The sequence below is a fragment of the Enterobacter sp. ECC-219 genome, from assembly GCF_043966805.1.
Classification (GTDB): domain Bacteria; phylum Pseudomonadota; class Gammaproteobacteria; order Enterobacterales; family Enterobacteriaceae; genus Enterobacter; species Enterobacter cloacae_N.
In genome coordinates this window covers 2126561-2147804 of record NZ_CP143680.1, presented here as the reverse complement: position 1 = coordinate 2147804, position 21244 = coordinate 2126561, and the positions used below count along the sequence as shown (strand labels likewise).

The 21244-nt window shown below is 58.7% G+C and carries 22 protein-coding genes and 1 riboswitch; of the genes, 10 read left to right on the top strand and 12 right to left on the bottom strand.

Going from position 1 to position 21244, the window contains the following annotated elements; all coding sequences use genetic code 11:
* Positions 1 to 88: 88 nt before the first annotated feature.
* From cecR to V1603_RS10090, 5 genes are read left to right on the top strand one after another with little or no spacing between them, the layout of a single operon-like run.
* A complete protein-coding gene (cecR, locus tag V1603_RS10110; protein ID WP_395313858.1) occupies positions 89 to 766 on the top strand; it encodes a transcriptional regulator CecR in 678 nt (225 codons plus the stop codon).
* A complete protein-coding gene (hlyD, locus tag V1603_RS10105) occupies positions 763 to 1758 on the top strand; it encodes a secretion protein HlyD (RefSeq protein ID WP_163330775.1) in 996 nt (331 codons plus the stop codon). The genes cecR and hlyD overlap by 4 nt, the downstream gene beginning before the upstream one ends.
* Positions 1751 to 3490, top strand: a complete 1740-nt coding sequence (locus V1603_RS10100; RefSeq protein ID WP_163330774.1) for an ATP-binding cassette domain-containing protein — start codon at positions 1751 to 1753, stop codon at positions 3488 to 3490. Before hlyD ends, V1603_RS10100 begins: the two co-directional genes overlap by 8 nt.
* The gene (locus tag V1603_RS10095) at positions 3480 to 4613 is read left to right on the top strand and encodes an ABC transporter permease (protein ID WP_163330773.1); all 1134 of its coding nucleotides are present in this window, start codon (positions 3480 to 3482) and stop codon (positions 4611 to 4613) included. Before V1603_RS10100 ends, V1603_RS10095 begins: the two co-directional genes overlap by 11 nt.
* A gap of 9 nt (positions 4614 to 4622) precedes the next feature.
* Entirely contained in the window at positions 4623 to 5729 is a 1107-nt protein-coding gene (locus V1603_RS10090; RefSeq protein WP_116343377.1) for an ABC transporter permease, read from the top strand.
* Here V1603_RS10090 and V1603_RS10085 read toward each other — a convergent pair.
* A complete protein-coding gene (locus tag V1603_RS10085) occupies positions 5691 to 6101 on the bottom strand; it encodes a YbhQ family protein (protein ID WP_115874544.1) in 411 nt (136 codons plus the stop codon). The two genes, V1603_RS10090 and V1603_RS10085, sit on opposite strands and share 39 nt — an antisense overlap.
* A gap of 133 nt (positions 6102 to 6234) precedes the next feature.
* Here V1603_RS10085 and V1603_RS10080 point away from each other — a divergent pair, with 133 nt between their 5' ends.
* The 3 genes from V1603_RS10080 to V1603_RS10070 are packed head-to-tail and all read left to right on the top strand — an operon-like array spanning position 6235 to position 9193.
* Positions 6235 to 6996, top strand: a complete 762-nt coding sequence (locus V1603_RS10080) for an endonuclease/exonuclease/phosphatase family protein (protein ID WP_116343376.1) — start codon at positions 6235 to 6237, stop codon at positions 6994 to 6996.
* Positions 6993 to 8231: a cardiolipin synthase ClsB gene (gene clsB, locus V1603_RS10075; RefSeq protein WP_116343375.1), complete on the top strand. Its 1239-nt coding sequence runs from the start codon at positions 6993 to 6995 to the stop codon at positions 8229 to 8231. The genes V1603_RS10080 and clsB overlap by 4 nt, the downstream gene beginning before the upstream one ends.
* On the top strand, positions 8231 to 9193 hold the full coding sequence (locus V1603_RS10070; protein WP_395313857.1) for a lysylphosphatidylglycerol synthase domain-containing protein: 963 nt from the start codon (positions 8231 to 8233) through the stop codon (positions 9191 to 9193). The genes clsB and V1603_RS10070 overlap by 1 nt, the downstream gene beginning before the upstream one ends.
* 105 nt (positions 9194 to 9298) lie before the next feature.
* Here V1603_RS10070 and V1603_RS10065 read toward each other — a convergent pair whose 3' ends face one another.
* The 6 genes from V1603_RS10065 to moaA form a co-directional block, all read right to left on the bottom strand.
* Complete coding sequence (locus tag V1603_RS10065) at positions 9299 to 10006, bottom strand: Bax inhibitor-1/YccA family protein (protein ID WP_010428846.1); 708 nt, start codon at positions 10004 to 10006, stop codon at positions 9299 to 9301.
* Between the two features lie 64 nt (positions 10007 to 10070).
* A complete protein-coding gene (moaE, locus tag V1603_RS10060) occupies positions 10071 to 10523 on the bottom strand; it encodes a molybdopterin synthase catalytic subunit MoaE (protein ID WP_116343373.1) in 453 nt (150 codons plus the stop codon).
* A 1-nt stretch (position 10524) separates the two neighbouring features.
* Positions 10525 to 10770, bottom strand: a complete 246-nt coding sequence (gene moaD / locus V1603_RS10055; protein WP_232935974.1) for a molybdopterin synthase sulfur carrier subunit — start codon at positions 10768 to 10770, stop codon at positions 10525 to 10527.
* Positions 10763 to 11248: a cyclic pyranopterin monophosphate synthase MoaC gene (gene moaC, locus V1603_RS10050; RefSeq protein WP_163330770.1), complete on the bottom strand. Its 486-nt coding sequence runs from the start codon at positions 11246 to 11248 to the stop codon at positions 10763 to 10765. Before moaC ends, moaD begins: the two co-directional genes overlap by 8 nt.
* A gap of 3 nt (positions 11249 to 11251) precedes the next feature.
* Complete coding sequence (gene moaB / locus V1603_RS10045; RefSeq protein WP_163330769.1) at positions 11252 to 11764, bottom strand: molybdenum cofactor biosynthesis protein B; 513 nt, start codon at positions 11762 to 11764, stop codon at positions 11252 to 11254.
* A gap of 24 nt (positions 11765 to 11788) precedes the next feature.
* The gene (gene moaA, locus V1603_RS10040; RefSeq protein WP_395313856.1) at positions 11789 to 12778 is read right to left on the bottom strand and encodes a GTP 3',8-cyclase MoaA; all 990 of its coding nucleotides are present in this window, start codon (positions 12776 to 12778) and stop codon (positions 11789 to 11791) included.
* A riboswitch (molybdenum cofactor riboswitch) is annotated at positions 12766 to 12900 on the bottom strand. Its footprint overlaps the gene before it by 13 nt.
* A gap of 225 nt (positions 12901 to 13125) precedes the next feature.
* Here moaA and yvcK point away from each other — a divergent pair.
* On the top strand, positions 13126 to 14034 hold the full coding sequence (yvcK, locus tag V1603_RS10035) for a uridine diphosphate-N-acetylglucosamine-binding protein YvcK (RefSeq protein ID WP_316380459.1): 909 nt from the start codon (positions 13126 to 13128) through the stop codon (positions 14032 to 14034).
* A gap of 71 nt (positions 14035 to 14105) precedes the next feature.
* Here the strand turns inward: yvcK and uvrB are convergent, their stop codons facing one another.
* Entirely contained in the window at positions 14106 to 16121 is a 2016-nt protein-coding gene (gene uvrB, locus V1603_RS10030; RefSeq protein ID WP_395313855.1) for an excinuclease ABC subunit UvrB, read from the bottom strand.
* A 751-nt stretch (positions 16122 to 16872) separates the two neighbouring features.
* On the opposite strand from uvrB, the gene V1603_RS10025 reads away from it, so the two are divergent.
* The gene (locus V1603_RS10025) at positions 16873 to 17595 is read left to right on the top strand and encodes an ABC transporter ATP-binding protein (protein WP_116343367.1); all 723 of its coding nucleotides are present in this window, start codon (positions 16873 to 16875) and stop codon (positions 17593 to 17595) included.
* On the opposite strand, the gene bioD is transcribed toward V1603_RS10025, so the two are convergent.
* The 4 genes from bioD to bioB are packed head-to-tail and all read right to left on the bottom strand — an operon-like array spanning position 17558 to position 21185.
* A complete protein-coding gene (gene bioD, locus V1603_RS10020) occupies positions 17558 to 18259 on the bottom strand; it encodes a dethiobiotin synthase (RefSeq protein WP_192982878.1) in 702 nt (233 codons plus the stop codon). The genes V1603_RS10025 and bioD overlap by 38 nt on opposite strands.
* Positions 18252 to 19007, bottom strand: coding sequence for a malonyl-ACP O-methyltransferase BioC (gene bioC / locus V1603_RS10015; protein ID WP_116343365.1), 756 nt, complete (start codon positions 19005 to 19007; stop codon positions 18252 to 18254). The genes bioD and bioC overlap by 8 nt, the downstream gene beginning before the upstream one ends.
* Positions 18991 to 20148, bottom strand: coding sequence for an 8-amino-7-oxononanoate synthase (bioF, locus tag V1603_RS10010; RefSeq protein ID WP_116343364.1), 1158 nt, complete (start codon positions 20146 to 20148; stop codon positions 18991 to 18993). The genes bioC and bioF overlap by 17 nt, the downstream gene beginning before the upstream one ends.
* Positions 20145 to 21185 carry a biotin synthase BioB gene (gene bioB, locus V1603_RS10005; RefSeq protein WP_116343363.1) on the bottom strand — a complete coding sequence of 347 codons (1041 nt, stop codon included), beginning with the start codon at positions 21183 to 21185 and terminating at the stop codon, positions 20145 to 20147. Before bioB ends, bioF begins: the two co-directional genes overlap by 4 nt.
* Positions 21186 to 21244: the final 59 nt, after the last annotated feature.

Here is a 21244-nt window from a genome sequence, read left to right as displayed (position 1 = left end):
CGCATAAAATATCCCTCAGCATTCCCTCGACGTTAGCGGGAATCAGGCATAATCTTAATCAATCGATTGATTAATTCTTAATGCCGCCATGAATACGACACCCACAACAACCAAAGGTGAACAGGCCAAAAATCAGCTTATCGCCGCCGCGCTGGCGCAGTTTGGCGAGTACGGGCTGCATGCGACCACGCGCGATATTGCCGCGCTGGCCGGGCAGAACATTGCGGCGATTACCTACTATTTTGGCTCAAAAGAAGATTTATACCTCGCCTGCGCCGAGTGGATCGCCGATTTTATCGGCTCGCAGTTTCACCCGCACGTTGAGGAAGCCACCGCGCTGCTCAGCCAGCCGTCACCCGATCGCGCCGCCGTACGCCAGCTTATTCTCAAAGCCTGCCATAATATGATTCGCCTGCTGACGCACGACGATACGCTCAACCTGAGCAAGTTTATTTCCCGGGAACAGCTCTCCCCGACTGCCGCCTACCAGCGGGTACACGATCGGGTAATTGCCCCGATGCATACCCACCTGACCCGGCTGATCGCTGCGTATACCGGGCGGGACGCCAGCGATACCGACACTATTTTGCATACCCACGCCCTGCTGGGTGAAATCCTTGCCTTCCGTCTGGGCAGGGAAACTATCCTGTTACGCACCGGCTGGACACAATTTGATGAGGATAAAGCCGCGCAGATTAGCCAGGTCATCGCCTGTCATCTCGATCTGATCCTGCAAGGCTTAACGCAAAGGAGCCTGAAGTCATGAAAAAACCTGTCGCCATCATTCTGGTGGTTGTTGTTTTGCTTGCCGCGGGAATCGGTGGCTGGCTGTGGTATCAGAGCCAGCAGGATCGGGGCCTGACGCTGTACGGTAACGTGGATATTCGTACTGTGAATATGAGCTTCCGCGTTGGCGGACGTCTCGCCTCGCTCAGCGTTGACGAAGGCGATGCCATCAAAGCCGGTCAGACGCTGGGCGCGCTGGATAAAGCCCCTTTTGAGAACGCGCTGATGCAGGCCAAAGCTGGCGTTTCCGTCGCGCAGGCGCAGTATGACCTGATGCTGGCAGGCTATCGCGATGAAGAGATTGCCCAGGCCGCCGCCGCCGTTAAGCAGGCCAAAGCCGCGTACGACTACGCGCAGAACTTCTATAACCGCCAGCAGGGACTTTGGAAAAGCCGCACCATTTCCGCCAACGATCTGGAAAACGCGCGGTCATCCCGGGACCAGGCGCAGGCAACGCTGAAGTCCGCGCAGGATAAATTAAGCCAGTACCGCTCCGGTAACCGCGAGCAGGACATTGCCCAGGCGAAAGCCAGCCTTGAACAGGCGCAGGCCCAGCTGGCGCAGGCGGAACTGGATCTGCACGACACGACCTTAATCGCTCCATCTGACGGCACGCTGATGACCCGCGCCGTGGAGCCGGGCAGCATGCTCAGCGCGGGCAGTACCGTCTTAACGCTCTCCCTGACCCGTCCGGTGTGGGTGCGCGCCTATATTGACGAGCCGAACCTCGGGCAGATGCAGCCGGGCCGCGAGCTGCTGCTCTATACCGACGGCCGCCCGGACAAGCCGTATCACGGCAAGGTGGGCTTTGTCTCCCCTACCGCCGAATTTACGCCGAAAACGGTAGAAACACCGGACCTGCGTACCGACCTGGTATACCGCCTGCGCATCATCGTCACCGATGCGGACGACGCGCTGCGTCAGGGCATGCCTGTTACCGTGACCATAAACGACGGGGAACGACATGAATGATGCGGTTATCCAGCTCAACGGTCTGGTCAAACGCTTCGCGGGCATGGACAAGCCGGCGGTCGCGCCGCTGAACTGCACCATTCAGAAAGGCTACGTAACCGGGCTGGTCGGCCCGGACGGCGCGGGGAAAACCACGCTGATGCGGATGCTGGCGGGGTTGCTCAAGCCGGACGAAGGCTCGGCCAGCGTGCTTGGCCTGGACCCGATAAAAGACGACGGCGCGCTCCACGCCATGCTCGGCTATATGCCGCAGAAGTTTGGCCTGTATGAAGATCTGACGGTGATGGAAAACCTGAACCTGTACGCCGACCTGCGCAGCGTCACCGGTGAAACGCGGCAGAAAACCTTCGCCCGACTGCTGGAGTTTACCTCCCTCGGCCCGTTCACCGACCGGCTGGCGGGCAAGCTCTCCGGCGGGATGAAGCAGAAGCTGGGTCTGGCCTGCACGCTGGTGGGCGAGCCGAAGGTGCTGCTGCTGGATGAGCCCGGCGTCGGCGTGGACCCGATTTCCCGCCGCGAGCTGTGGCAGATGGTGCACGAGCTGGCGGGCGACGGGATGCTGATCCTCTGGAGTACCTCCTACCTCGACGAAGCGGAACAGTGTCGGGACGTGCTGCTGATGAACGAGGGTGAACTGCTCTATCAGGGCGAACCGACCAAACTGACGCAAACCATGGCCGGGCGCAGCTTCCTGCTGCACAGCCCGCAGGAGTCGAACCGCAGGCTGCTCCAGCGGGTGCTGAAGCTGCCGCAGGTCAGCGACGGGATGATTCAGGGCCGCTCGGTGCGCATTATTCTCAAAAAAGAGGCCACCGCCGACGACGTTCGCCAGGCGCAGGGGATGCCTGAGATCGAGATAGAAGAGACTGCACCGCGCTTTGAGGACGCGTTTATCGACCTACTGGGCGGCGCGGGTACATCAGAGTCGCCGCTTGCCGCCATTCTGCATACGGTGGAAGGCACGCCGGGCGAAACGGTCATTGAAGCGAAATCGCTCACCAAAAAGTTCGGGGATTTCGCCGCCACCGATAACGTCAATTTCGCGGTGAAGCGCGGCGAGATTTTTGGTCTTCTGGGGCCGAACGGCGCGGGAAAATCGACCACCTTTAAGATGATGTGCGGCCTGCTGGTGCCGACATCCGGCAAGGCGCTGGTGCTGGATATGGATCTGAAGGTCAGCTCCGGCAAGGCGCGCCAGCATCTGGGGTATATGGCGCAGAAGTTTTCCCTGTATGGCAACCTGACGGTCGAGCAGAATCTGCGCTTTTTCTCCGGCGTGTACGGCCTGCGCGGACGCGCGCAGAATGAGAAAATCCGCCGCATGAGCGACGCCTTTGGGTTAACGAATATTGCTTCCCATGCCACCGACGAATTGCCGCTCGGCTTTAAGCAGCGGCTGGCGCTGGCCTGCTCGCTGATGCACGAACCCGATATTCTTTTCCTGGATGAGCCGACCTCCGGCGTTGACCCCCTCACCCGCCGCGAGTTCTGGCTGCACATCAACAGCATGGTGGAAAAAGGGGTGACCGTGATGGTGACCACCCACTTTATGGACGAGGCGGAGTACTGCGACCGTATCGGGCTGGTCTATCGCGGCAAGCTGATCGCCCACGGCACGCCAGACGACCTGAAGGAGCAGGCCGCTGACGAAGAACAGCCAGACCCGACTATGGAGCAGGCGTTTATTACCCTCATCCACGACTGGGACAAGGAGAATGCCCATGCGCAGTAGTGCTATATCCTGGCGCCGGGTGCGCGCGCTGTGTATTAAAGAGACGCGGCAGATCGTGCGCGATCCCAGCAGCTGGCTGATTGCGGTGGTGATCCCCCTGCTGCTGCTGTTTATCTTTGGCTACGGCATTAACCTCGACTCCAGCAAGCTGCGGGTCGGGATTTTGCTTGAGCAGCAGAGCGAAGAGGCGCTGGACTTTACCCACGCCATGACCGGCTCGCCCTATATCGACGCCACCGTCAGCGACAACCGGCAGGAGCTGATCCAGAAAATGCAGGCCGGGAAAATTCGCGGCCTGATCGTCATCCCGGTGGATTTCGCCGCCAACATGGCGCGGGCGAATACCAATGCACCGATCCAGGTGATTACCGACGGCAGCGAGCCGAATACCGCCAACTTCGTACAGGGCTACGCGGAGGGGATCTGGCAGCTCTGGCAGATGCAGCGCGCGGAAGACCGGGGCGAGACGTTTGAACCGCTTATCGACGTGCAGACGCGCTACTGGTTTAACCCCGCCGCCATCAGCCAGCATTTTATTATTCCGGGCGCGGTGACCATCATCATGACGGTGATCGGCGCAATCCTCACCTCGCTGGTGATCGCCCGCGAGTGGGAGCGCGGCACCATGGAGGCGCTGCTCTCCACCGAGGTGACCCGGGTCGAGCTGCTGCTGTGCAAGCTTATCCCCTACTACTTCCTCGGCATGCTGGCGATGCTGCTCTGCATGCTTGTGGCAGTCTTTATCCTCGGCGTGCCGTACCGCGGCTCGCTGGTGGTGCTGTTCTTTATCACCAGCCTGTTTTTACTCAGCACGCTGGGGATGGGGCTACTCATCTCCACCATCACCCGCAACCAGTTTAATGCCGCGCAGGTGGCGCTGAACGCCGCTTTCCTGCCGTCGATAATGCTCTCCGGGTTTATCTTCCAGATAGACAGCATGCCGGCGGTGATCCGCGCCGTGACCTACATCATTCCGGCGCGCTACTTCGTGAGCACGCTGCAGAGCCTGTTCCTGGCGGGGAATATTCCGGTGGTGCTGATCGTCAACACCCTGTTTCTGATGGCGTCGGCGGTGATGTTTATCGGGTTGACGTGGATGAAAACCAAACGGCGACTGGATTAAGGAGCGCACATGTTTCACCGTTTATGGACACTGATCCGCAAAGAGCTGCAATCCCTGCTGCGCGAGCCGCAAACCCGCGCCATTCTGGTGCTGCCGGTGCTGCTTCAGGTTTTACTGTTCCCGTTTGCCGCCACCCTTGAGGTGACCAACGCCACCATTGCCATTTACAACGAAGACAACGGCAAACACGCCGTCGAGCTGACGCAGCGTTTCGCCCGCGCGAAGGCCTTTACCCACATCCTGCTGCTGAAAAGCCCGCAGGAGATCCAGCCCACCATCGACACGCAAAAAGCGCTGCTGCTGGTACGCTTCCCGGCGGATTTCTCCCGCAACCTGGACACCTTCCAGACCGCGCCTATGCAGCTGATCCTCGACGGGCGCAACTCCAACAGCGCCCAGATAGCGGCGAACTATCTGCAGCAGGTGGTGAAGGATTACCAGCAGGAGCTGATGGACGGCAAACCGAAGCCCAACAACAGCGAGCTGGTGGTGCGCAATTGGTACAACCCGAATCTGGACTACAAGTGGTTTGTGGTCCCGTCGCTAATCGCCATGATCACCACCATCGGGGTAATGATCGTCACCTCCCTGTCCGTCGCCCGCGAGCGCGAGCAGGGCACGCTGGATCAACTGCTGGTCTCCCCGCTCGCCACCTGGCAGATTTTCGTCGGCAAAGCGGTGCCGGCGCTGATCGTCGCAACGTTCCAGGCCACCATCGTGCTGGGGGTGGGGATTTGGGCCTACGAGATCCCGTTCGCCGGTTCGCTGGCGCTGTTTTACTTCACGATGGTGATTTACGGGCTGTCGCTGGTGGGATTTGGACTGCTGATATCCGCGCTCTGCTCGACGCAGCAGCAGGCGTTTATCGGGGTATTCGTCTTTATGATGCCGGCGATTCTGCTCTCCGGGTACGTTTCGCCCGTCGAGAACATGCCGGTGTGGCTCCAGGATTTAACGTGGATAAACCCGATTCGACACTTTACGGATATCACCAAGCAGATCTATCTGAAGGATGCGAGTCTGGACATTGTCTGGGGAAGTTTGTGGCCGCTACTGGTCATAGCGGCCACGACGGGCTCAGTGGCCTATGCGATGTTTAGACGCAACATTGCGTAGCTTTTTCTCTTTGGTGAGCAACGACACCACCGCTGGTCCTGCGAGGATTGCCAGACCCGCCAGGGCCAGCAGCAGGTTGTTTTGCAGCACGCGTGACAGCAGCCAAAGCACGATCATCGCGGCACCAAAGTACCAGGTGGTGGTGAGCTCTTCGAGCACATCACCCACCTCGCGCCAGCGCGCTTCATGGTGGCGCTGTAAGAACAGCATCGACAGCACGGTGACGCCATAGAGGACGCACAGTCCTAAGCCAACACGCACCAGCGTGCCGCTCATCCAGCCCATCACCAGTACGGCCACGACCAGTAAATGCAACATTATCTGCCAGCAACTCAAACCGGTTGCGACACGAACACGTTGTTGCCACTTCATGGCTTCTCTCCTGAAGGATTTTTCTCTGCTTAATCAGACTACCGCACTTTACGGAAAATTCCGTAACGCCGCATCTTTTTGTGACGCCGACTACACTTTATTTTCATCGGGATAGTCACCCAGGAAGGTGTTTATGAGCAAAAAAACGCAGCATTTCTCGCTTAAGGTGCTGACGATAAACATTCATAAGGGCTTCACAGCATTTAACCGCCGCTTCATTTTACCGGAGCTGCGCGACGCGGTACGCACCGTCAGCGCGGACATTGTCTGCCTGCAGGAGGTGATGGGCGCGCACGAGGTGCATCCTATGCATTTCGAAAACTGGCCCGATACGCCGCACTACGAATTTCTGGCCGACACCATGTGGAGCGATTACGCTTACGGCCGCAACGCGGTCTATCCGGAAGGCCATCACGGAAACGCCGTGCTGTCGCGTTTTCCTATCGAACATTACGAGAACCGGGACGTCTCTGTTGGAGAGAGCGAAAAGCGCGGGCTGCTTTACTGCCGCATCGCACCGCCGGATCTTGACGTTCCCGTTCACGTAGGCTGCGTTCACCTTGGCCTGCGTGAAGCCCACCGTCAGGCGCAGCTACAGATGCTGGCTGACTGGACCAATGCGCTTCCGGAAGGCGACCCCGTGGTGGTAGCCGGTGACTTTAACGACTGGCGGCAGCGGGCCAACCATCCTCTGAAGGTGAATGCGGGGCTGGAGGAGATTTTCACCCGGGCACACGGCCGTCCCGCACGGACGTTTCCCGTGCGCTTTCCCCTGCTGCGCCTGGACCGCATCTACGTGAAAAATGCGCATGCCAGCAGCCCGACGGCGCTGGCGTTACTTAACTGGCGACATCTTTCCGACCATGCCCCGCTGAGCGCGGAGATCCACTTATGAAATGCACATGGCAGGAAGGTAACCGTATTACGCTGCTGGAAAACGGCGATAACTTTTATCCGGCAGTCTTCGAGGCGATTAGCCACGCGCAGCAGAAAGTCTACCTTGAAACGTTTATCTGGTTTGAAGACGACGTTGGCAGGCAGCTGCACAGCGCGCTGCTGCATGCCGCCCGGCGCGGGGTAAAAATCGAGGCCCTGCTCGACGGGTATGGCTCGCCGGATCTCAGCGATGAATTTGTTAATGAACTCACCGCCGCCGGCGTGGTGTTCCGTTACTACGATCCCGGTCCTCGCCTGTTCGGCATGCGCACCAACCTGTTCCGCCGCATGCACCGCAAAATCGTTGTGGTGGACGAAACGGTGGCGTTCGTGGGCGGCATTAACTACTCCGCCGAGCATATGTCGGATTACGGCCCGGAGGCCAAGCAGGACTACGCGATCCGCATTGAGGGACCGGTGGTTCAGGACATCCAGCTGTTCGTGCTGGAAAACTTGCCCGGTAAAGAGGCCGCTCGCCGCTGGTGGCGACGCCGTCATCGCCCGGAAGAGAATCGCAAGCCCGGCGAAGCGCAGGCGCTGTTTGTCTGGCGGGACAACGAGGAGCATCGGGACGATATTGAACGTCACTACCTGAAGATGCTGGCCAATGCGAAGCGCGAAGTGATTATCGCCAATGCCTATTTCTTCCCCGGCTACCGTATTCTGCACGCCATGCGCAACGCGGCCCGCCGCGGCGTCCGGGTGAAACTCATCGTGCAGGGCGAGCCGGATATGCCGATTGTGAAGGTCGGCGCGCGTCTGCTCTACCGCTATCTGGTTAAAAGCGGCGTGCAGATATATGAATACCGCCGCCGCCCGCTGCACGGCAAAGTGGCCGTGATGGATGACCACTGGGCAACCGTTGGCTCCAGTAACCTCGATCCGCTGAGCCTGTCGCTTAACCTGGAAGCGAACCTGATCATCCATGACCGCCAGTTTAATCAGACCCTGCGCGATAACCTTCAGGGACTTATCAATAAGGACTGCGTGCGGGTGGATGAATCCATGGTGCCGAAACGGAGCTGGTGGAACGTTGGCGTCGGCGTGGTGGTGTTCCACTTCCTGCGCCACTTCCCGGCGATGGTCGGCTGGCTGCCGGCGCATACGCCGAAGCTGGCGCAGGTGGATCCGCCGGTACAACCCGAAATGGAAACCCAGGACCGCGTTGAAGCGGAAGATGGAGGCAAACCCTGATGTCAAAATCTCATCCTCGCTGGCGGCTGGCGAAAAAAATCCTCACCTGGGTATTCTTTATCGCGGTCGCGGTACTGCTGGTGGTCTACGCGCAGAAAGTGGACTGGGAAGAGGTGTGGAAGGTTATCCGCAACTATAACCGACTGGTGCTGCTGGGCGCCGTTGGGCTGGTGATCGTGAGCTACCTGATGTACGGCTGCTATGACCTGCTCGGCCGCGCCTACTGCGGACACAAGCTGGCTAAACGTCAGGTGATGCTGGTGTCGTTTATCTGCTACGCCTTTAACCTGACGCTGAGCACCTGGGTCGGGGGGATTGGCATGCGCTATCGCCTGTACTCGCGGCTTGGCCTGCCGGGTGGGACGATCACGCGCATTTTCTCATTAAGCATCACCACCAACTGGCTGGGCTATATTCTGCTCGGCGGGGTAATTTTCACCATCGGCGTGGTGCAGCTGCCCGCGCACTGGTATATCGACGAAGCCACGCTGCGCATTCTCGGCTTCGTGCTGCTGCTGATCATCGCCGTGTATTTGTGGGCCTGCGCCTTTGCCAGACGCCGCCATATGACCATTAAAGGGCAGAAACTGGTACTGCCGTCGTGGAAGTTCGCGGTGCTGCAGATGGCGGTTTCCAGCGCCAACTGGATGGCGATGGGGGCGATCATCTGGCTGTTGATTGGCGAGGACGTGAACTACTTCTTCGTGCTGGGCGTGCTGCTGGTGAGCAGTATCGCCGGCGTTATTGTGCATATCCCGGCAGGGATTGGGGTGCTGGAGGCGGTATTTATTGCGTTGCTGGCCGGAGAGCATGTCTCACAGGGGACGATTATTGCCGCCCTGCTCGCCTACCGCATGCTCTATTACTTCCTGCCGCTGGCACTGGCCACGGTCTGTTATCTGGTGCTGGAGAGTCGGGCGAAAAAGCTGAGGGCGAAGAACGAGAAGGCGATGGCGAAATAAAAGCAAAACGGCAACCTTGTTGCCGTTTTTAGTGTTTGTCCCCTCTCCCGTGGGAGAGGGTCAGGGTGAGGGCACCAGACCGCTCCGCCACCCGGCAAAACAACCTTAACGACGGTTGCCAAAAATACGCAGCAGCATCAGGAACAGGTTGATAAAGTCCAGATAGAGCGTCAGCGCGCCCAGAATCGAGTATTTGCGCAGGTTGGAACTGTCGCGCACGTCGATCTGCTCGCCGATGTTTTTCAGCTTCTGGGTGTCATAAGCGGTCAAGCCAACAAAGACCACCACCCCGATGTAGGTCACGGCCCACATCAGCGCGTCGCTCTTCAGCCACAGGTTCACCAGCGACGCCAGCACAATCCCGATCAGCCCCATAAACAGCATGTTGCCTAAGCCGCTCAGGTCACGTTTGGTGGTGTAACCGTACAGGCTCATCACGCCAAACATCCCCCCGGTCACCACAAACGTGCTGGCGATGGAGGAGTAGGTGTAGACGATGAAAATGCTGGAAAGCGTCAGGCCGGTCAGCGCCGAATAAAGCATAAACAGCGTGGTTGCCATGCCCGCGCTGAGCTTTTGCACCAGCCCGGAGAGTACAAACACCAACGCCAGCTGCGCGATAATCAGCCCAAAGAAGGTGATTTTGCTGGAGAAGATAAACATCATCAGCTCAGGCGTGTTCGCTGCATACCACGCGATAAACGCGGTAAGCAGCAGGCCGACCGTCATCCAGCCGTACACCTGCGCCATATACGTCTGCAGGCCGCTACGGGTCTGCTGTACTATTGAATCGGAACGCGGAAATCGGTCCATGATTCACTCCTGATTAAGATTAAGAAGACACACACGTTAAGAGTAACACATCCACGTAAACCGACTACCAACGGCTGGCGGCCTGTTTATCGCTGTCGCGAGATTCCACCCAGCGGTCCCCTTCCGGCGTGGCTTCGCGCTTCCAGAACGGCGCTTTTGTTTTGAGATAGTCCATGATGAACTCCCCGGCCTCAAACGCGCTGCCGCGGTGTGCGCTGGTCACGCCGACAAACACAATCTCTTCACCGGGCCACATCTCGCCAATGCGGTGGATAACCGTGACGCGCCCAAGCGGCCAGCGGCCTCGCGCCTCTTCCACAATTGCCGCGAGCGATTTCTCCGTCATACCGGGATAGTGCTCCAGCGTCAGCGCTTTTACGCTGTCACCGAGGTTGTGGTTACGCACTTTGCCGGTGAAGGTGACGACCGCGCCGTCTTCATCGCGTTCCGCCAGCCAGCTGTATTCGGTCCCCACGTTAAAACGCTCGGGGCTCACCAGAATTCGGGTTTCCGCCATCTTAACCCCCTGTCACCGGCGGGAAGAAGGCCACTTCATCCCCTTCGGCCAGCGGGTGGCTGAACTCCACCAGCGTCTGGTTAACGGCCGCCAGCAGCTTGCCCTCGTCCAGCGCCAGCGCCCAGCGGTCGCTTTGCGCCGCCAGATGCGCGCGCAGGGCAGCGACGTTTTCGAAGGGCGCATCCAGCATCAGGCTGTCGGTATTGACCAGCTCGCGGACCTGGGCGAAAAAGAGCACCTTAATCATGGCTGTTCACCTTAAAATCACCGGATTTGCCGCCGCTTTTCGCCAGCAGGCGAACCGGGCCAATCACCATATCTTTCTGCACTGCTTTGCACATGTCGTAGATGGTCAGCGCGGCAACGGAGGCCGCCGTCAGGGCTTCCATCTCCACGCCGGTTTTCCCGGTTAAGCGGCACAGGGACTCAATGCGCACGCGGCTGTGCTCCGGTTGCGCCTGCAGGTTCACCTCCACCTTGCTCAGCATCAGCGGATGGCAGAGCGGGATTAAGTCCCAGGTGCGCTTGGCGGCCTGAATACCCGCGATGCGCGCAGTGGCAAAGACGTCGCCCTTATGGTGGCTGCCGTCGATAATCATCGCCAGCGTTTCCGGCAGCATAGTGACGAACGCTTCCGCTCGCGCTTCGCGCACCGTTTCGGCTTTGGCGGAAACATCCACCATATGCGCTTCACCGGCGGCGTTAATGTGGGTTAGTTGTGACATAGCTTATTTCTTTAAATGGGGATGGAAATTACAGGGACGGGTACGGGCATCCAGCTGCGGGGCAATAATATTTTCCCACGCAGTGCGGCAGGCTTTAGTCGAGCCCGGCATGGCGAATATCAGGGTTTTGTTCGCCACGCCCGCTACGGCACGGGACTGAAGCGTAGAGGTGCCGATCTCTTCAAATGAGAGCATGCGAAACACTTCGCCGAAGCCTTCCACTTCGCGGTCGAACAGCGGGAGCAGCGCTTCGGGGGCCTGATCGCCTGCAGTAAAGCCGGTGCCGCCGGTAATCAGCACCACCTGGACGTCGTCACTCGCAATCCACTGCGAAACCTGCGCGCGAATGGCGTAACGGTTCTCTTTGACGATCGCTTTATCAACAATCTGGTGTCCGGCTTCGTGTGCCGCCTCGCGCAGCCAGTGGCCGGAGGTATCGTCTTCTTCACCACGGCGGTCGGAAACGGTAAGAATAGCAATGCGTGTCGGGATAAATTCTGCGCTTACCTGACTCATCTTCTGATTCCTTCTTAAGCCTGATTACCCGCCGATGTAGGACAGGTTCTGAGTAATACCGGTATTGCCCTGATGCAGGAAGTGGGTCTGTTTTTTATGCGTCAGCGCTTCAGAAATGCGTGCTTCAAGCGAGTCCTGCTGCGCATCGTCTTCCAGCAGATCGCGAAGGTCTACGCCGCCGTCGCCGAACAGGCAAAGGTGGAGCTTGCCAACGGAGGAGACGCGCAGGCGGTTGCAGCTGGCGCAGAAGTCTTTCTCGTAGGGCATGATAAGCCCGATTTCGCCTTCGTAATCCGGGTGACAAAAGACCTGCGCCGGGCCGTCGCTGCGCTGGCGGATCTGATGGATCCAGCCGCGTCTCAGCAGCTCGTCGCGCAGCACCATGCCGGAGATGTGGTGACGGCGGAACAGCTCGCTGCCCTCTCCGGTTTCCATCAGCTCAATAAAACGCAGTTGAATGCGGCGTGGTTTGATCCACGCCAGGAAGGTGTCCAGCTGATGATGGTTTACATCACGCATCAGTACCGTGTTGACTTTGACTTTGTCGAAGCCCGCAGCGAATGCGGCGTCGATGCCGTCCATGACCTGCTGGAATTTATCCTGGCCGGTAATGGCGTGGAACTGACGGGCATCGAGGCTATCGACGCTGACGTTGATAGCGGTTAAGCCAGCGTCGCGCCAGTTCGCCACGTCGCGCGCCATGCGGTAACCGTTGGTGGTCACCGCAATCTGGCGGATACGTTCGTTTTCACGTACGGCGGCAATGATGTCGGGGAAATCACGACGCAGGGAGGGTTCGCCCCCGGTCAGACGGACTTTTTCCGTACCGAGCTCAGAGAACGCACGCGTGACGCGGCGCACTTCATCCACGGAGAGAAAGCCGTTATTGGTGACGCTGCCCGGCTTGTAGCCATCGGGCAGGCAGTAGGTGCAACGGAAGTTGCACACATCGGTAATCGACAGACGCAAGTAGTAAAACTTACGCGCGAAAGCATCAGTAAGTTGTGAAGCCATGTACACCTTTCCAGATACGGGAGGCACAGTCATTTCTTTCTGTACCCTGGTGGCAAATCCGCCACGGCCAGGGCGCCATATCATTCGACACAGGCGCCAAGGCTAGAGTGTATGTTTTCAACGTTGAAAACGTGGTTTAAGCGATAGTAGCGCGGAAATTCTGGCGGCGCCATTATCACTTCACGCTATATAATTATCTATATAGCGAATCAATCGTGCATTTTCGCTACAGAATACTTAAAAACCGTATTTTCGCATTGATATACGTCATTTTGCGTCGGGTGAGGCATCGTCTTTTAGGGGTAGTTAGGTTACTGTTACGCGATTACAGGTGAAAAGGAATATGTATGCGCAGTCGCACTTTTGCGGATCTTGACCGAGTGGTCGCTCTTGGCGGAGGCCACGGCCTGGGCCGCGTTATGTCCTCTTTGTCGTCACTGGGCTCACGGCTGACAGGGATAGTAACAACCACCGACAACGGCGGCTCAACCGGACGCATTCGTCGTGCTGAAGGCGGCATCGCCTGGGGAGATATGCGCAACTGCCTGAATCAGTTAATTACCGAGCCGAGCGTCGCGTCGGCGATGTTTGAGTACCGTTTTGGCGGTAATGGCGAACTTTCCGGGCATAACCTTGGAAATTTAATGTTAAAGGCGCTTGATCACCTGAGCGTACGGCCTCTGGAAGCCATCAACTTAATCCGTAATCTGCTCAAAGTGGACGCATTCCTGATCCCGATGTCTGAACAGCCGGTTGACTTGATGGCAATCGACGCCGAAGGGCATGAAGTTTATGGCGAGGTGAATATTGACCAGCTCATCCTGCCGCCAACGGAGTTAATGACCTATCCGAGCGTACCCGCCACGCGTGAAGCGGTGGAGGCCATCGGGGAAGCGGATCTTATCCTGATTGGTCCAGGCAGCTTTTACACCAGCCTGATGCCAATTCTGCTGGTAAAAGAGCTGGCGCAGGCGCTGCGCCGCACCCCTGCCCCGATGGTTTACATCGGTAACCTCGGCCGCGAGCTGAGCCCGGCCGCGGCAAGCCTGTCGCTGGCGGACAAACTCAATTTGATGGAGCACTACGTCGGGAAGAAGATCATTGACGGCGTAGTCGTGGGCCCAAAAGTGGATGTGTCAGGGATTGGCGATCGTCTGGTGGTGCAGGAGCCGCTGGAGGCCTCAGACATCAAGTATCGCCACGACCGTCACCTGCTGCGCGACGCGCTGGAGAAGGCGATTCAGGCGTTGGGTTAGGTTCGTTTTGTGCGGCCTGATGCCCTCCCCCCGGCCCTCTCCCACTAAGAGAGGGAGAAAACAACGCTTACTCACGATGCCGCGATGAAAAGATCCCGCAGTTGATGAAGCTGGTCGCGGATCTGCGCCGCCTCTTCGAACTCCAGGTTCTGCGCGTGCTGCATCATCTGCCCTTCCAGCTCGTGGATTTTCTGCTGCAGCGCCTTCGGCGTCAGCACGACGGTATCTTCTTCCACCACTGAACGCGCCTTGCCGCGGCCTTTCGCTTTGGTCTTCGCAATGTTCTGACCCAGGGCCAGAATATCCACCACCTTCTTGTTCAGCCCCTGCGGCGTGATGCCGTGCTCTTCGTTATAGCGCTGCTGTTTCTCGCGGCGGCGTTCCGTTTCGCCAATCGCTTTCGCCATCGACGGGGTGATTTTGTCACCGTACAGTATCGCTTTCCCGTGGACGTTACGCGCGGCGCGGCCAATGGTCTGGATCAGCGAACGTTCAGAGCGCAGGAAGCCCTCTTTATCGGCGTCCAGAATCGCCACCAGCGAGACTTCCGGCATATCCAGACCTTCTCGCAACAGGTTAATCCCCACCAGCACGTCAAATTCGCCCAGACGCAGATCGCGGATGATCTCCATACGCTCCACGGTGTCGATATCCGAGTGCAGATAGCGCACCTTCTCACCGTGTTCTTCCAGATACTCGGTCAGGTCTTCCGCCATTCGTTTGGTGAGCGTGGTCACCAGCACGCGCTCGTTGATGGCGGAACGGGCCCGGATCTCAGAGAGCAGATCGTCCACCTGGGTCGCAACCGGGCGCACCTCGATAATCGGATCCAGCAGCCCGGTCGGACGGACCACCTGATCAATCACCTCATCGCCGGATTTCTCCAGCTCGTAGTTGCCCGGCGTGGCCGACACGTAGATGGTTTGCGGCGCCAGCGCCTCAAACTCTTCAAACTTCATCGGACGGTTATCGAGCGCTGACGGCAGGCGGAATCCGTACTCCACCAGCGTCTCTTTACGCGCGCGGTCACCGCGGTACATCCCGCCGATCTGCGGGATCGTGACGTGGGATTCGTCGATCACCAGCAAACCGTCTGCCGGAAGGTAGTCAAACAGCGTCGGCGGCGGCTCGCCCGGCCCGCGCCCGGAGAGGAAGCGCGAGTAGTTTTCGATACCCGAGCAATAGCCCAGCTCGTTCATCATCTCCAGATCGAACTGTGTGCGCTGACTCAGGCGCTGCTCTTCCAGCAGCTTATTGTTCGCCAGAAGCACCTTACGGCGTTCTGCCAGCTCCTCTTTGATCTCTTCCATCGCCTGCACGATACGCTCGCGTGGCGTCACGTAGTGTGTTTTAGGGTAGATGGTAAAACGCTGGATCACCGACTCAACGTGCCCGGTCAGCGGGTCGAACAGCGACAAACGCTCCACCTCTTCGTCAAACAGCTCAACACGCAGCGCCATATCGTCCGATTCCGCAGGGAAAATGTCGATCACCTCACCGCGCACGCGGAACGTCCCGCGCTGGAACGCCTGGTCGTTACGGGTGTATTGCAGCTCGGCCAGACGGCGCAAAATCGCGCGCTGATCGATGATCATCCCCTGCGTCAGGTGCAGCATCATCTTCAGGTAGAGATCCGGGTCGCCCAGGCCGTAAATCGCCGAAACCGACGCGACCACAACCACATCGCGACGCTCAAGCAGCGCCTTGGTCGCCGACAGTCGCATCTGTTCGATGTGTTCGTTCACCGAAGCATCCTTCTCAATGAAGGTGTCAGAGCTCGGCACATAGGCTTCCGGCTGGTAGTAATCGTAGTAGGAGACGAAATACTCCACCGCGTTTTCCGGGAAAAACTCTTTCATCTCGCCGTAAAGCTGTGCCGCGAGGGTTTTGTTGGGTGCAAGCACCATCGTGGGGCGCTGCAGGTCAGCGATCACGTTCGCGACAGTAAACGTTTTGCCCGAGCCGGTTACCCCCAGCAGCGTCTGGTGCGCCAGCCCGTCTTCCAGCCCCTCTTTAAGGCGACGGATCGCCTCAGGCTGATCGCCTGATGGGCGGAAAGCAGAATTCAGTTTGAACGGTTTACTCATGGGCGACGACCTGATGACGTTATAAGCGGCAGGTGAGTAATTTTACTCGTTGTTGCCAGGAATGCCAGTAAAAAACACTGGATGAAAAACCAGTGGCGTGTCAGGATATTTAGCGTAGCGGCTAAATCATTAGCGCGTTAGCGAACAAAATTTAGGCTCTGACGAGATAAAAAACCAGCCAGGCTGGGTTATCCCCAGAACTTTTTCTTTTTTAACATTTGTCAAGCCAGGTAATGATAGTTTTATGGCAACGAGTGACACTTTCATTACGGTAATTGCTTTTATCTAAGCAATTAAATTATAAAGGATATTTTCTAAAGCCGCGTTTCGCGTCAATTTGGGCGAAAGCCGCGTCTTCTCTCGCTTATCGCGTGTTTTCTAACTCTAATGCACATGGTTATCCACAGGAATAGTGGATAACTGCTTCCAGCCCGTGCAGACCGCCGCTCAGCAAATTCCCGGATTTTCCCACGAGGCGGCAACAAAAAATTTTTATAGCTATTTTTTGACGATAAACAGTTGAGTCATTCATAACCAACCGGTGCGATCCTGCTCACATTTCCGCCATTTTTCCTCCTGCACCACCATTCAACACCGCCAGCACCGCCGATGTGCAATCCCCGTTCGTTTAGACGATTCACCGGTGGTTTATTCCTAAAAAAAGCCGTTTTTTTAATCGATTTACGCTTTCTGGCAGGGGTTTTGCAGAAGCATAAACGAGCGTCACCGACACATTTTTAAGGAGAGAAAGATGTTGAGTCTGCGTGCAGTGAATCAGTTTTACGGAAGCCAACATACGCTGTGGAACGTGGATTTAGATTTTCCGCAAGGGATGTGCACAGGCGTCGTTGGCCTGCCGGGGATGGGCAAAACCACCCTCATGAACTGCATTACCGGAAAAGTGCCCGTCGATAGCGGCACCATCATCTGGCATGAAGCGGGTGCACCGCCGCGTGATTTGCTCAGCCAGGCGTCAGAAGAGCGTTCAGGGCCGGGAATAGGCTATGTGCCGCAGGACAGGCGGATTTTTTCTCAGCTGACGATTGAGGATAATCTGCATATTGCCATGCGGGCGGTGGGGAAACCCGACCCGGCAGCGAAAAGCGACGTATACGATCTGTTCCCGGAACTCTACGCGCGACGTCAGACGCGAGGCAATACCCTTTCGCCGGAGGATCAGTATCAGCTGGCGCTGGCGAATGCGCTGGTCAACCGCCCGCGGATGCTGATTCTGGATGAACCCATGCACGGCGCGGGACACGGCTTTGCCCAGAAGCTGGCGCAGCTGCTGGTGCGCTTAAACCAGGAGTTAGGCATGACGGTGCTGTTAGCGGAGCAGCAGCTGTCGTTTATCCGCCGGGTGGCGGATCGGTTTTGCATGCTTTATCGCGGGCGTAACGTGGCGCACGGCCACGTTAGCGAACTGAACGATGAGCTTATTGCCCACTGGATGTCGCGGGAAGCAAGGCGCTGAGGTCGAGATAGCGCCCGGTTTCGGCATTTTCCGCGCCGTCAGCAAGCCAGGGAATTTCCCCAAGGCACGGGGCGGGAAGTACACGCCTTAGCGTCGCCAGATACTCCTGATGTCGTTTCCCCGGCGCAACCACATCGTTGGCTATCCAGCCCGCCAGACGCAGCCCGGCCTGCCGTACGGCCTGCGCGGTCAGCATAGCGTGATTGATGCAGCCCAGCTTAACGCCGACAACCAGAATGACCGGGAGCCGCTCGGCCTGCACCCAGTCAGCAAACGTCTGCGTGTCCGAAAGCGGCGTAAACCAGCCGCCCGCGCCTTCCACCAGCACCCAGTCGGCCTGGCTTTCGAGCGTCCGTAACCCGGCAGACAGCACGGCGAACTCAATCGGACGGCCTTCGTCGGCGCTGATAATGTGCGGCGAGGTCGGCTCGGCAAAGGTGTATGGATTGACCGCCGAATAGGCAAGCTTAAGGGTACTATTACGCTGGAGCGCCAGTGCATCGGTGTTGCGCAACCCTTCCGCCGTCATCTCGCTGCCGGAAGCAACAGGCTTATATCCGGCGGTGTTTTTCCCAAGCTTTCGCGCCGCCTGCAGAAGGGCCGCGCTGGCAACCGTCTTGCCCACTTCCGTATCCGTGCCGGTAACAAAATAACGTTCAGTCACGTTCGATAATCCCATGAAAAAGTTGATAAGAGAGCGGGAAAAAGCCCCGCTGCTGCGGCCAGGCCAGCTCCAGGCGCTGCAGCTGGCCCCGGGTCAGCGGTTTTTTCTCCCGCCCAGCGTGCAGGTGCGTGGCGCCGATGCCCTTCAGCGAACGCATGGCGCTGAACGCGTCGCTAAAATTGAGCGTGATGGTCTGCACCGTGCTGCGACAGCGCCAGCCTGCCAGCGCCTGCGTGACCTGGTCATGCGATAAGAAGCGGTTGGCGTGAGGCTGCTCATCTACTGCTTTCCACGCCTGATTCAGCTCCGGCAGCGAGCTTTCCAGCAGGGTGGTAAAGGCCACCTTCCCTCCCGGGCGGGCGACGCGATAAAGCTCGCCTAACGCCTGCGGCAGGCTGCTGCACCACTGCACCGCCAGATGGCTCCAGACCAGATCGAACTGCGCGTCCGCCAGCGGGATAGCCTCGATATCAGCTACAAGGTAGTGATGCGCAGCCTGCTGCTGGCGCGCCTCGTCCAGCATGGCGGGCGACAGGTCGATGGCCGTCACCTGGCTCCCCGCTTCACGCCAGTAGCGGCTGTTACTGCCGGGACCACAGCCGGCGTCCAGTACCTGCGGAAAGCGGTTCCCGCCAAGCGCGGCCAGGAGCCCCTGCGCGCTCTGGCGCTGCAGTTCATCGTGCTGAGAATAGCTCCGCGCGGCCCGGCCAAATGCCGCCGCAACGGCCTGTTTATTCACCGGCGTCATGGAGCGCCTCCAGCAGCGTCTGGATATCCCGAGCTTCATGCGCCGCCGTCAGGGTTAAACGCAGCCGTGCGGTACCCGGCGGAACCGTTGGCGGGCGAATGGCGGTCACCCACATGCCGCGCTCGCGCAGCGCCTGTGCCAGCGCCAGCGCGCGGCCGTTTTCACCAACAATCACCGGCTGGATGGCGCTCTGCGACTCTGGACTGAGGAAGGGCAGCGCCGCCAGTCCCTGGCGGAAGCGGGAGATATGCTCTGCCAGCCGCTGGCGACGTTCATCCCCTTCTGCGCTGCGGATCACCGCCAGCGACGCCGACAGCGCCACGGCCTGTGCCGGGGGCATGCTGGTGCTGTAGATCAAATGCCGGGCAAACTGCAGCAGATAGTCAGCGACGGACTCGCTGCACAGTACGGCGGCGCCGCTGGCGCCAAAGCCCTTGCCGAAGGTGACAATCAGCAGCTCGGGCTTCACGTTTTGCTGGTATGCGCTGCCGCGACCTTCATCGCCCATCACGCCAATCCCGTGGGCATCGTCCACCAGCAGCCAGGCGTTTTGCCGCTTTGCGGCCTCGTGCAGCGCAGCAAGCGGCGCGCTGTCGCCGTCCATGCTGAACACCCCTTCGGTGATCGCCAGTTGTTGCCCGTCGCAGGGTTTATCCAGCAGCGCAGCAAGCTGCCCCGCATCGTTATGGGCAAAGCGGCGCAGCTGCGCCGGGCTTAAATTTGCCGCCTCAAGCAGCGAGGCGTGGCTTAAGCGGTCGGCGACAATGCGGTCCTCTTTCCCCATCAGGGCCGCGATGACCGCCTGATTGGCGGCAAAGCCCGAGATAAAGAGCAGCGCACGCGAATAGCCAAGCCAGTCGGCCAGCTCTTCCTCCAGCGCCTGATGCGCCGTGGTGTACCCGCTGACGTGTCCCGAGCCGCCGCTGCCCACGCCAAACCGCTCCGCGCCCTGCTGCCAGGCCCGGACGATGGCCGGATGCTGGCTCAGTCCGAGATAGTCATTGCTTGAGAAATTACAAAACTGCCGCCCCTCGCGGGTCAGAAAACGGCCCGCGCCGTTTTCCACCACACTGCGTACGCGAAACGCCTCTGCCGCCCGGCGTTCTTCCAGCGCGGCATTAATTCGTGCCTGCCAGGTCATACGGCTGCCGCGTTGTAGAACTGGTCGGTGTCGGCGTTAAAAATCTGCTGCTCCAGCTGCTGCTGTTGCTCGTTATCGCCCGTCAGCACCTCGGTCTGGTGCGGGTTCAGCCCCAGCTTGCGGAACAGCTGAACATCTTTGTCCTCTTCCGGGTTCGGCGTGGTCAGCAGCTTGCAGCCGTAGAAGATGGAGTTGGCCCCGGCCATAAAGCACATCGCCTGGGTTTGCTCGTTCATCTGCTCGCGGCCCGCAGAAAGGCGGACGTAAGAGGTTGGCATCATGATGCGCGCCACTGCGATGGTACGAATAAAATCAAACGCATCCACGTCGTCATTATCCGCCAGCGGCGTGCCTTTGACCTTCACCAGCATGTTGATCGGCACGCTTTCCGGCGGGGTGGGCAGGTTCGCCAGCTGCAGCAGCAGGCCCGCGCGGTCTTTCACCGTTTCGCCTAAGCCGACAATACCACCGGAGCAGACCTTGATCCCCGCTCCACGCACTTTGTCCAGCGTGTCCAGGCGCTCCTGGTAGGTGCGCGTGGTGATGATGTTGCCGTAAAACTCCGGGGAGGTATCGAGGTTGTGGTTGTAGTAATCGAGCCCCGCCGCCGAGAGGCGCTGCGCCTGCTCCTCGTTCAGCGTGCCAAGCGTCATACAGGCTTCGAGGCCCATCTCCTTCACGCCCTTCACCATCTGCTCCAGATACGGCATGTCGCGGTCGTGCGGGTTCTTCCACGCCGCGCCCATGCAGAAGCGGGTCGAGCCGGCGTTTTTCGCCTTGCGCGCCGAGTCGAGCACCTGCTCCACTTCCATCAGCCGTTCGGACTCCAGGCCGGTTTTGTAGCGCGCGCTCTGCGGGCAATATTTGCAGTCTTCAGGACAGGCGCCGGTCTTGATCGACAGCAGCGTGCTGACCTGAACATGGCGCGGATCGAAGTGCTGACGATGCACCTGTTGGGCTTCAAACATCAGCTCAAGGAAAGGTTTGTTGAATAATTCAGTTACTTGCGACATCGTCCAGCGTGCGTGGTGAGCCATCGGGCTTCTCCAAAGGGTTTTGTTAATTTTCGGTTCGGTTTATACTCGTAAACCTAAAA

Coding starts and splice junctions, on each gene's coding strand:
- moaB (WP_163330769.1), bottom strand. CDS start 11,764: ATGAGTCAGGTAAGCGCAGAATTTATCCCGACACGCATTGCTATTCTT.
- bioC (WP_116343365.1), bottom strand. CDS start 19,007: ATGACGCCGGTGAATAAACAGGCCGTTGCGGCGGCATTTGGCCGGGCC.
- V1603_RS10065 (WP_010428846.1), bottom strand. CDS start 10,006: ATGGACCGATTTCCGCGTTCCGATTCAATAGTACAGCAGACCCGTAGC.
- V1603_RS10100 (WP_163330774.1), top strand. CDS start 1,751: ATGAATGATGCGGTTATCCAGCTCAACGGTCTGGTCAAACGCTTCGCG.
- uvrB (WP_395313855.1), bottom strand. CDS start 16,121: ATGAGTAAACCGTTCAAACTGAATTCTGCTTTCCGCCCATCAGGCGAT.
- V1603_RS10025 (WP_116343367.1), top strand. CDS start 16,873: ATGTTGAGTCTGCGTGCAGTGAATCAGTTTTACGGAAGCCAACATACG.
- V1603_RS10085 (WP_115874544.1), bottom strand. CDS start 6,101: ATGAAGTGGCAACAACGTGTTCGTGTCGCAACCGGTTTGAGTTGCTGG.
- hlyD (WP_163330775.1), top strand. CDS start 763: ATGAAAAAACCTGTCGCCATCATTCTGGTGGTTGTTGTTTTGCTTGCC.
- V1603_RS10095 (WP_163330773.1), top strand. CDS start 3,480: ATGCGCAGTAGTGCTATATCCTGGCGCCGGGTGCGCGCGCTGTGTATT.
- moaC (WP_163330770.1), bottom strand. CDS start 11,248: ATGTCACAACTAACCCACATTAACGCCGCCGGTGAAGCGCATATGGTG.
- V1603_RS10080 (WP_116343376.1), top strand. CDS start 6,235: ATGAGCAAAAAAACGCAGCATTTCTCGCTTAAGGTGCTGACGATAAAC.
- yvcK (WP_316380459.1), top strand. CDS start 13,126: ATGCGCAGTCGCACTTTTGCGGATCTTGACCGAGTGGTCGCTCTTGGC.
- moaD (WP_232935974.1), bottom strand. CDS start 10,770: ATGATTAAGGTGCTCTTTTTCGCCCAGGTCCGCGAGCTGGTCAATACC.
- bioF (WP_116343364.1), bottom strand. CDS start 20,148: ATGACCTGGCAGGCACGAATTAATGCCGCGCTGGAAGAACGCCGGGCG.
- clsB (WP_116343375.1), top strand. CDS start 6,993: ATGAAATGCACATGGCAGGAAGGTAACCGTATTACGCTGCTGGAAAAC.
- V1603_RS10090 (WP_116343377.1), top strand. CDS start 4,623: ATGTTTCACCGTTTATGGACACTGATCCGCAAAGAGCTGCAATCCCTG.
- moaA (WP_395313856.1), bottom strand. CDS start 12,778: ATGGCTTCACAACTTACTGATGCTTTCGCGCGTAAGTTTTACTACTTG.
- bioB (WP_116343363.1), bottom strand. CDS start 21,185: ATGGCTCACCACGCACGCTGGACGATGTCGCAAGTAACTGAATTATTC.
- V1603_RS10070 (WP_395313857.1), top strand. CDS start 8,231: ATGTCAAAATCTCATCCTCGCTGGCGGCTGGCGAAAAAAATCCTCACC.
- moaE (WP_116343373.1), bottom strand. CDS start 10,523: ATGGCGGAAACCCGAATTCTGGTGAGCCCCGAGCGTTTTAACGTGGGG.
- cecR (WP_395313858.1), top strand. CDS start 89: ATGAATACGACACCCACAACAACCAAAGGTGAACAGGCCAAAAATCAG.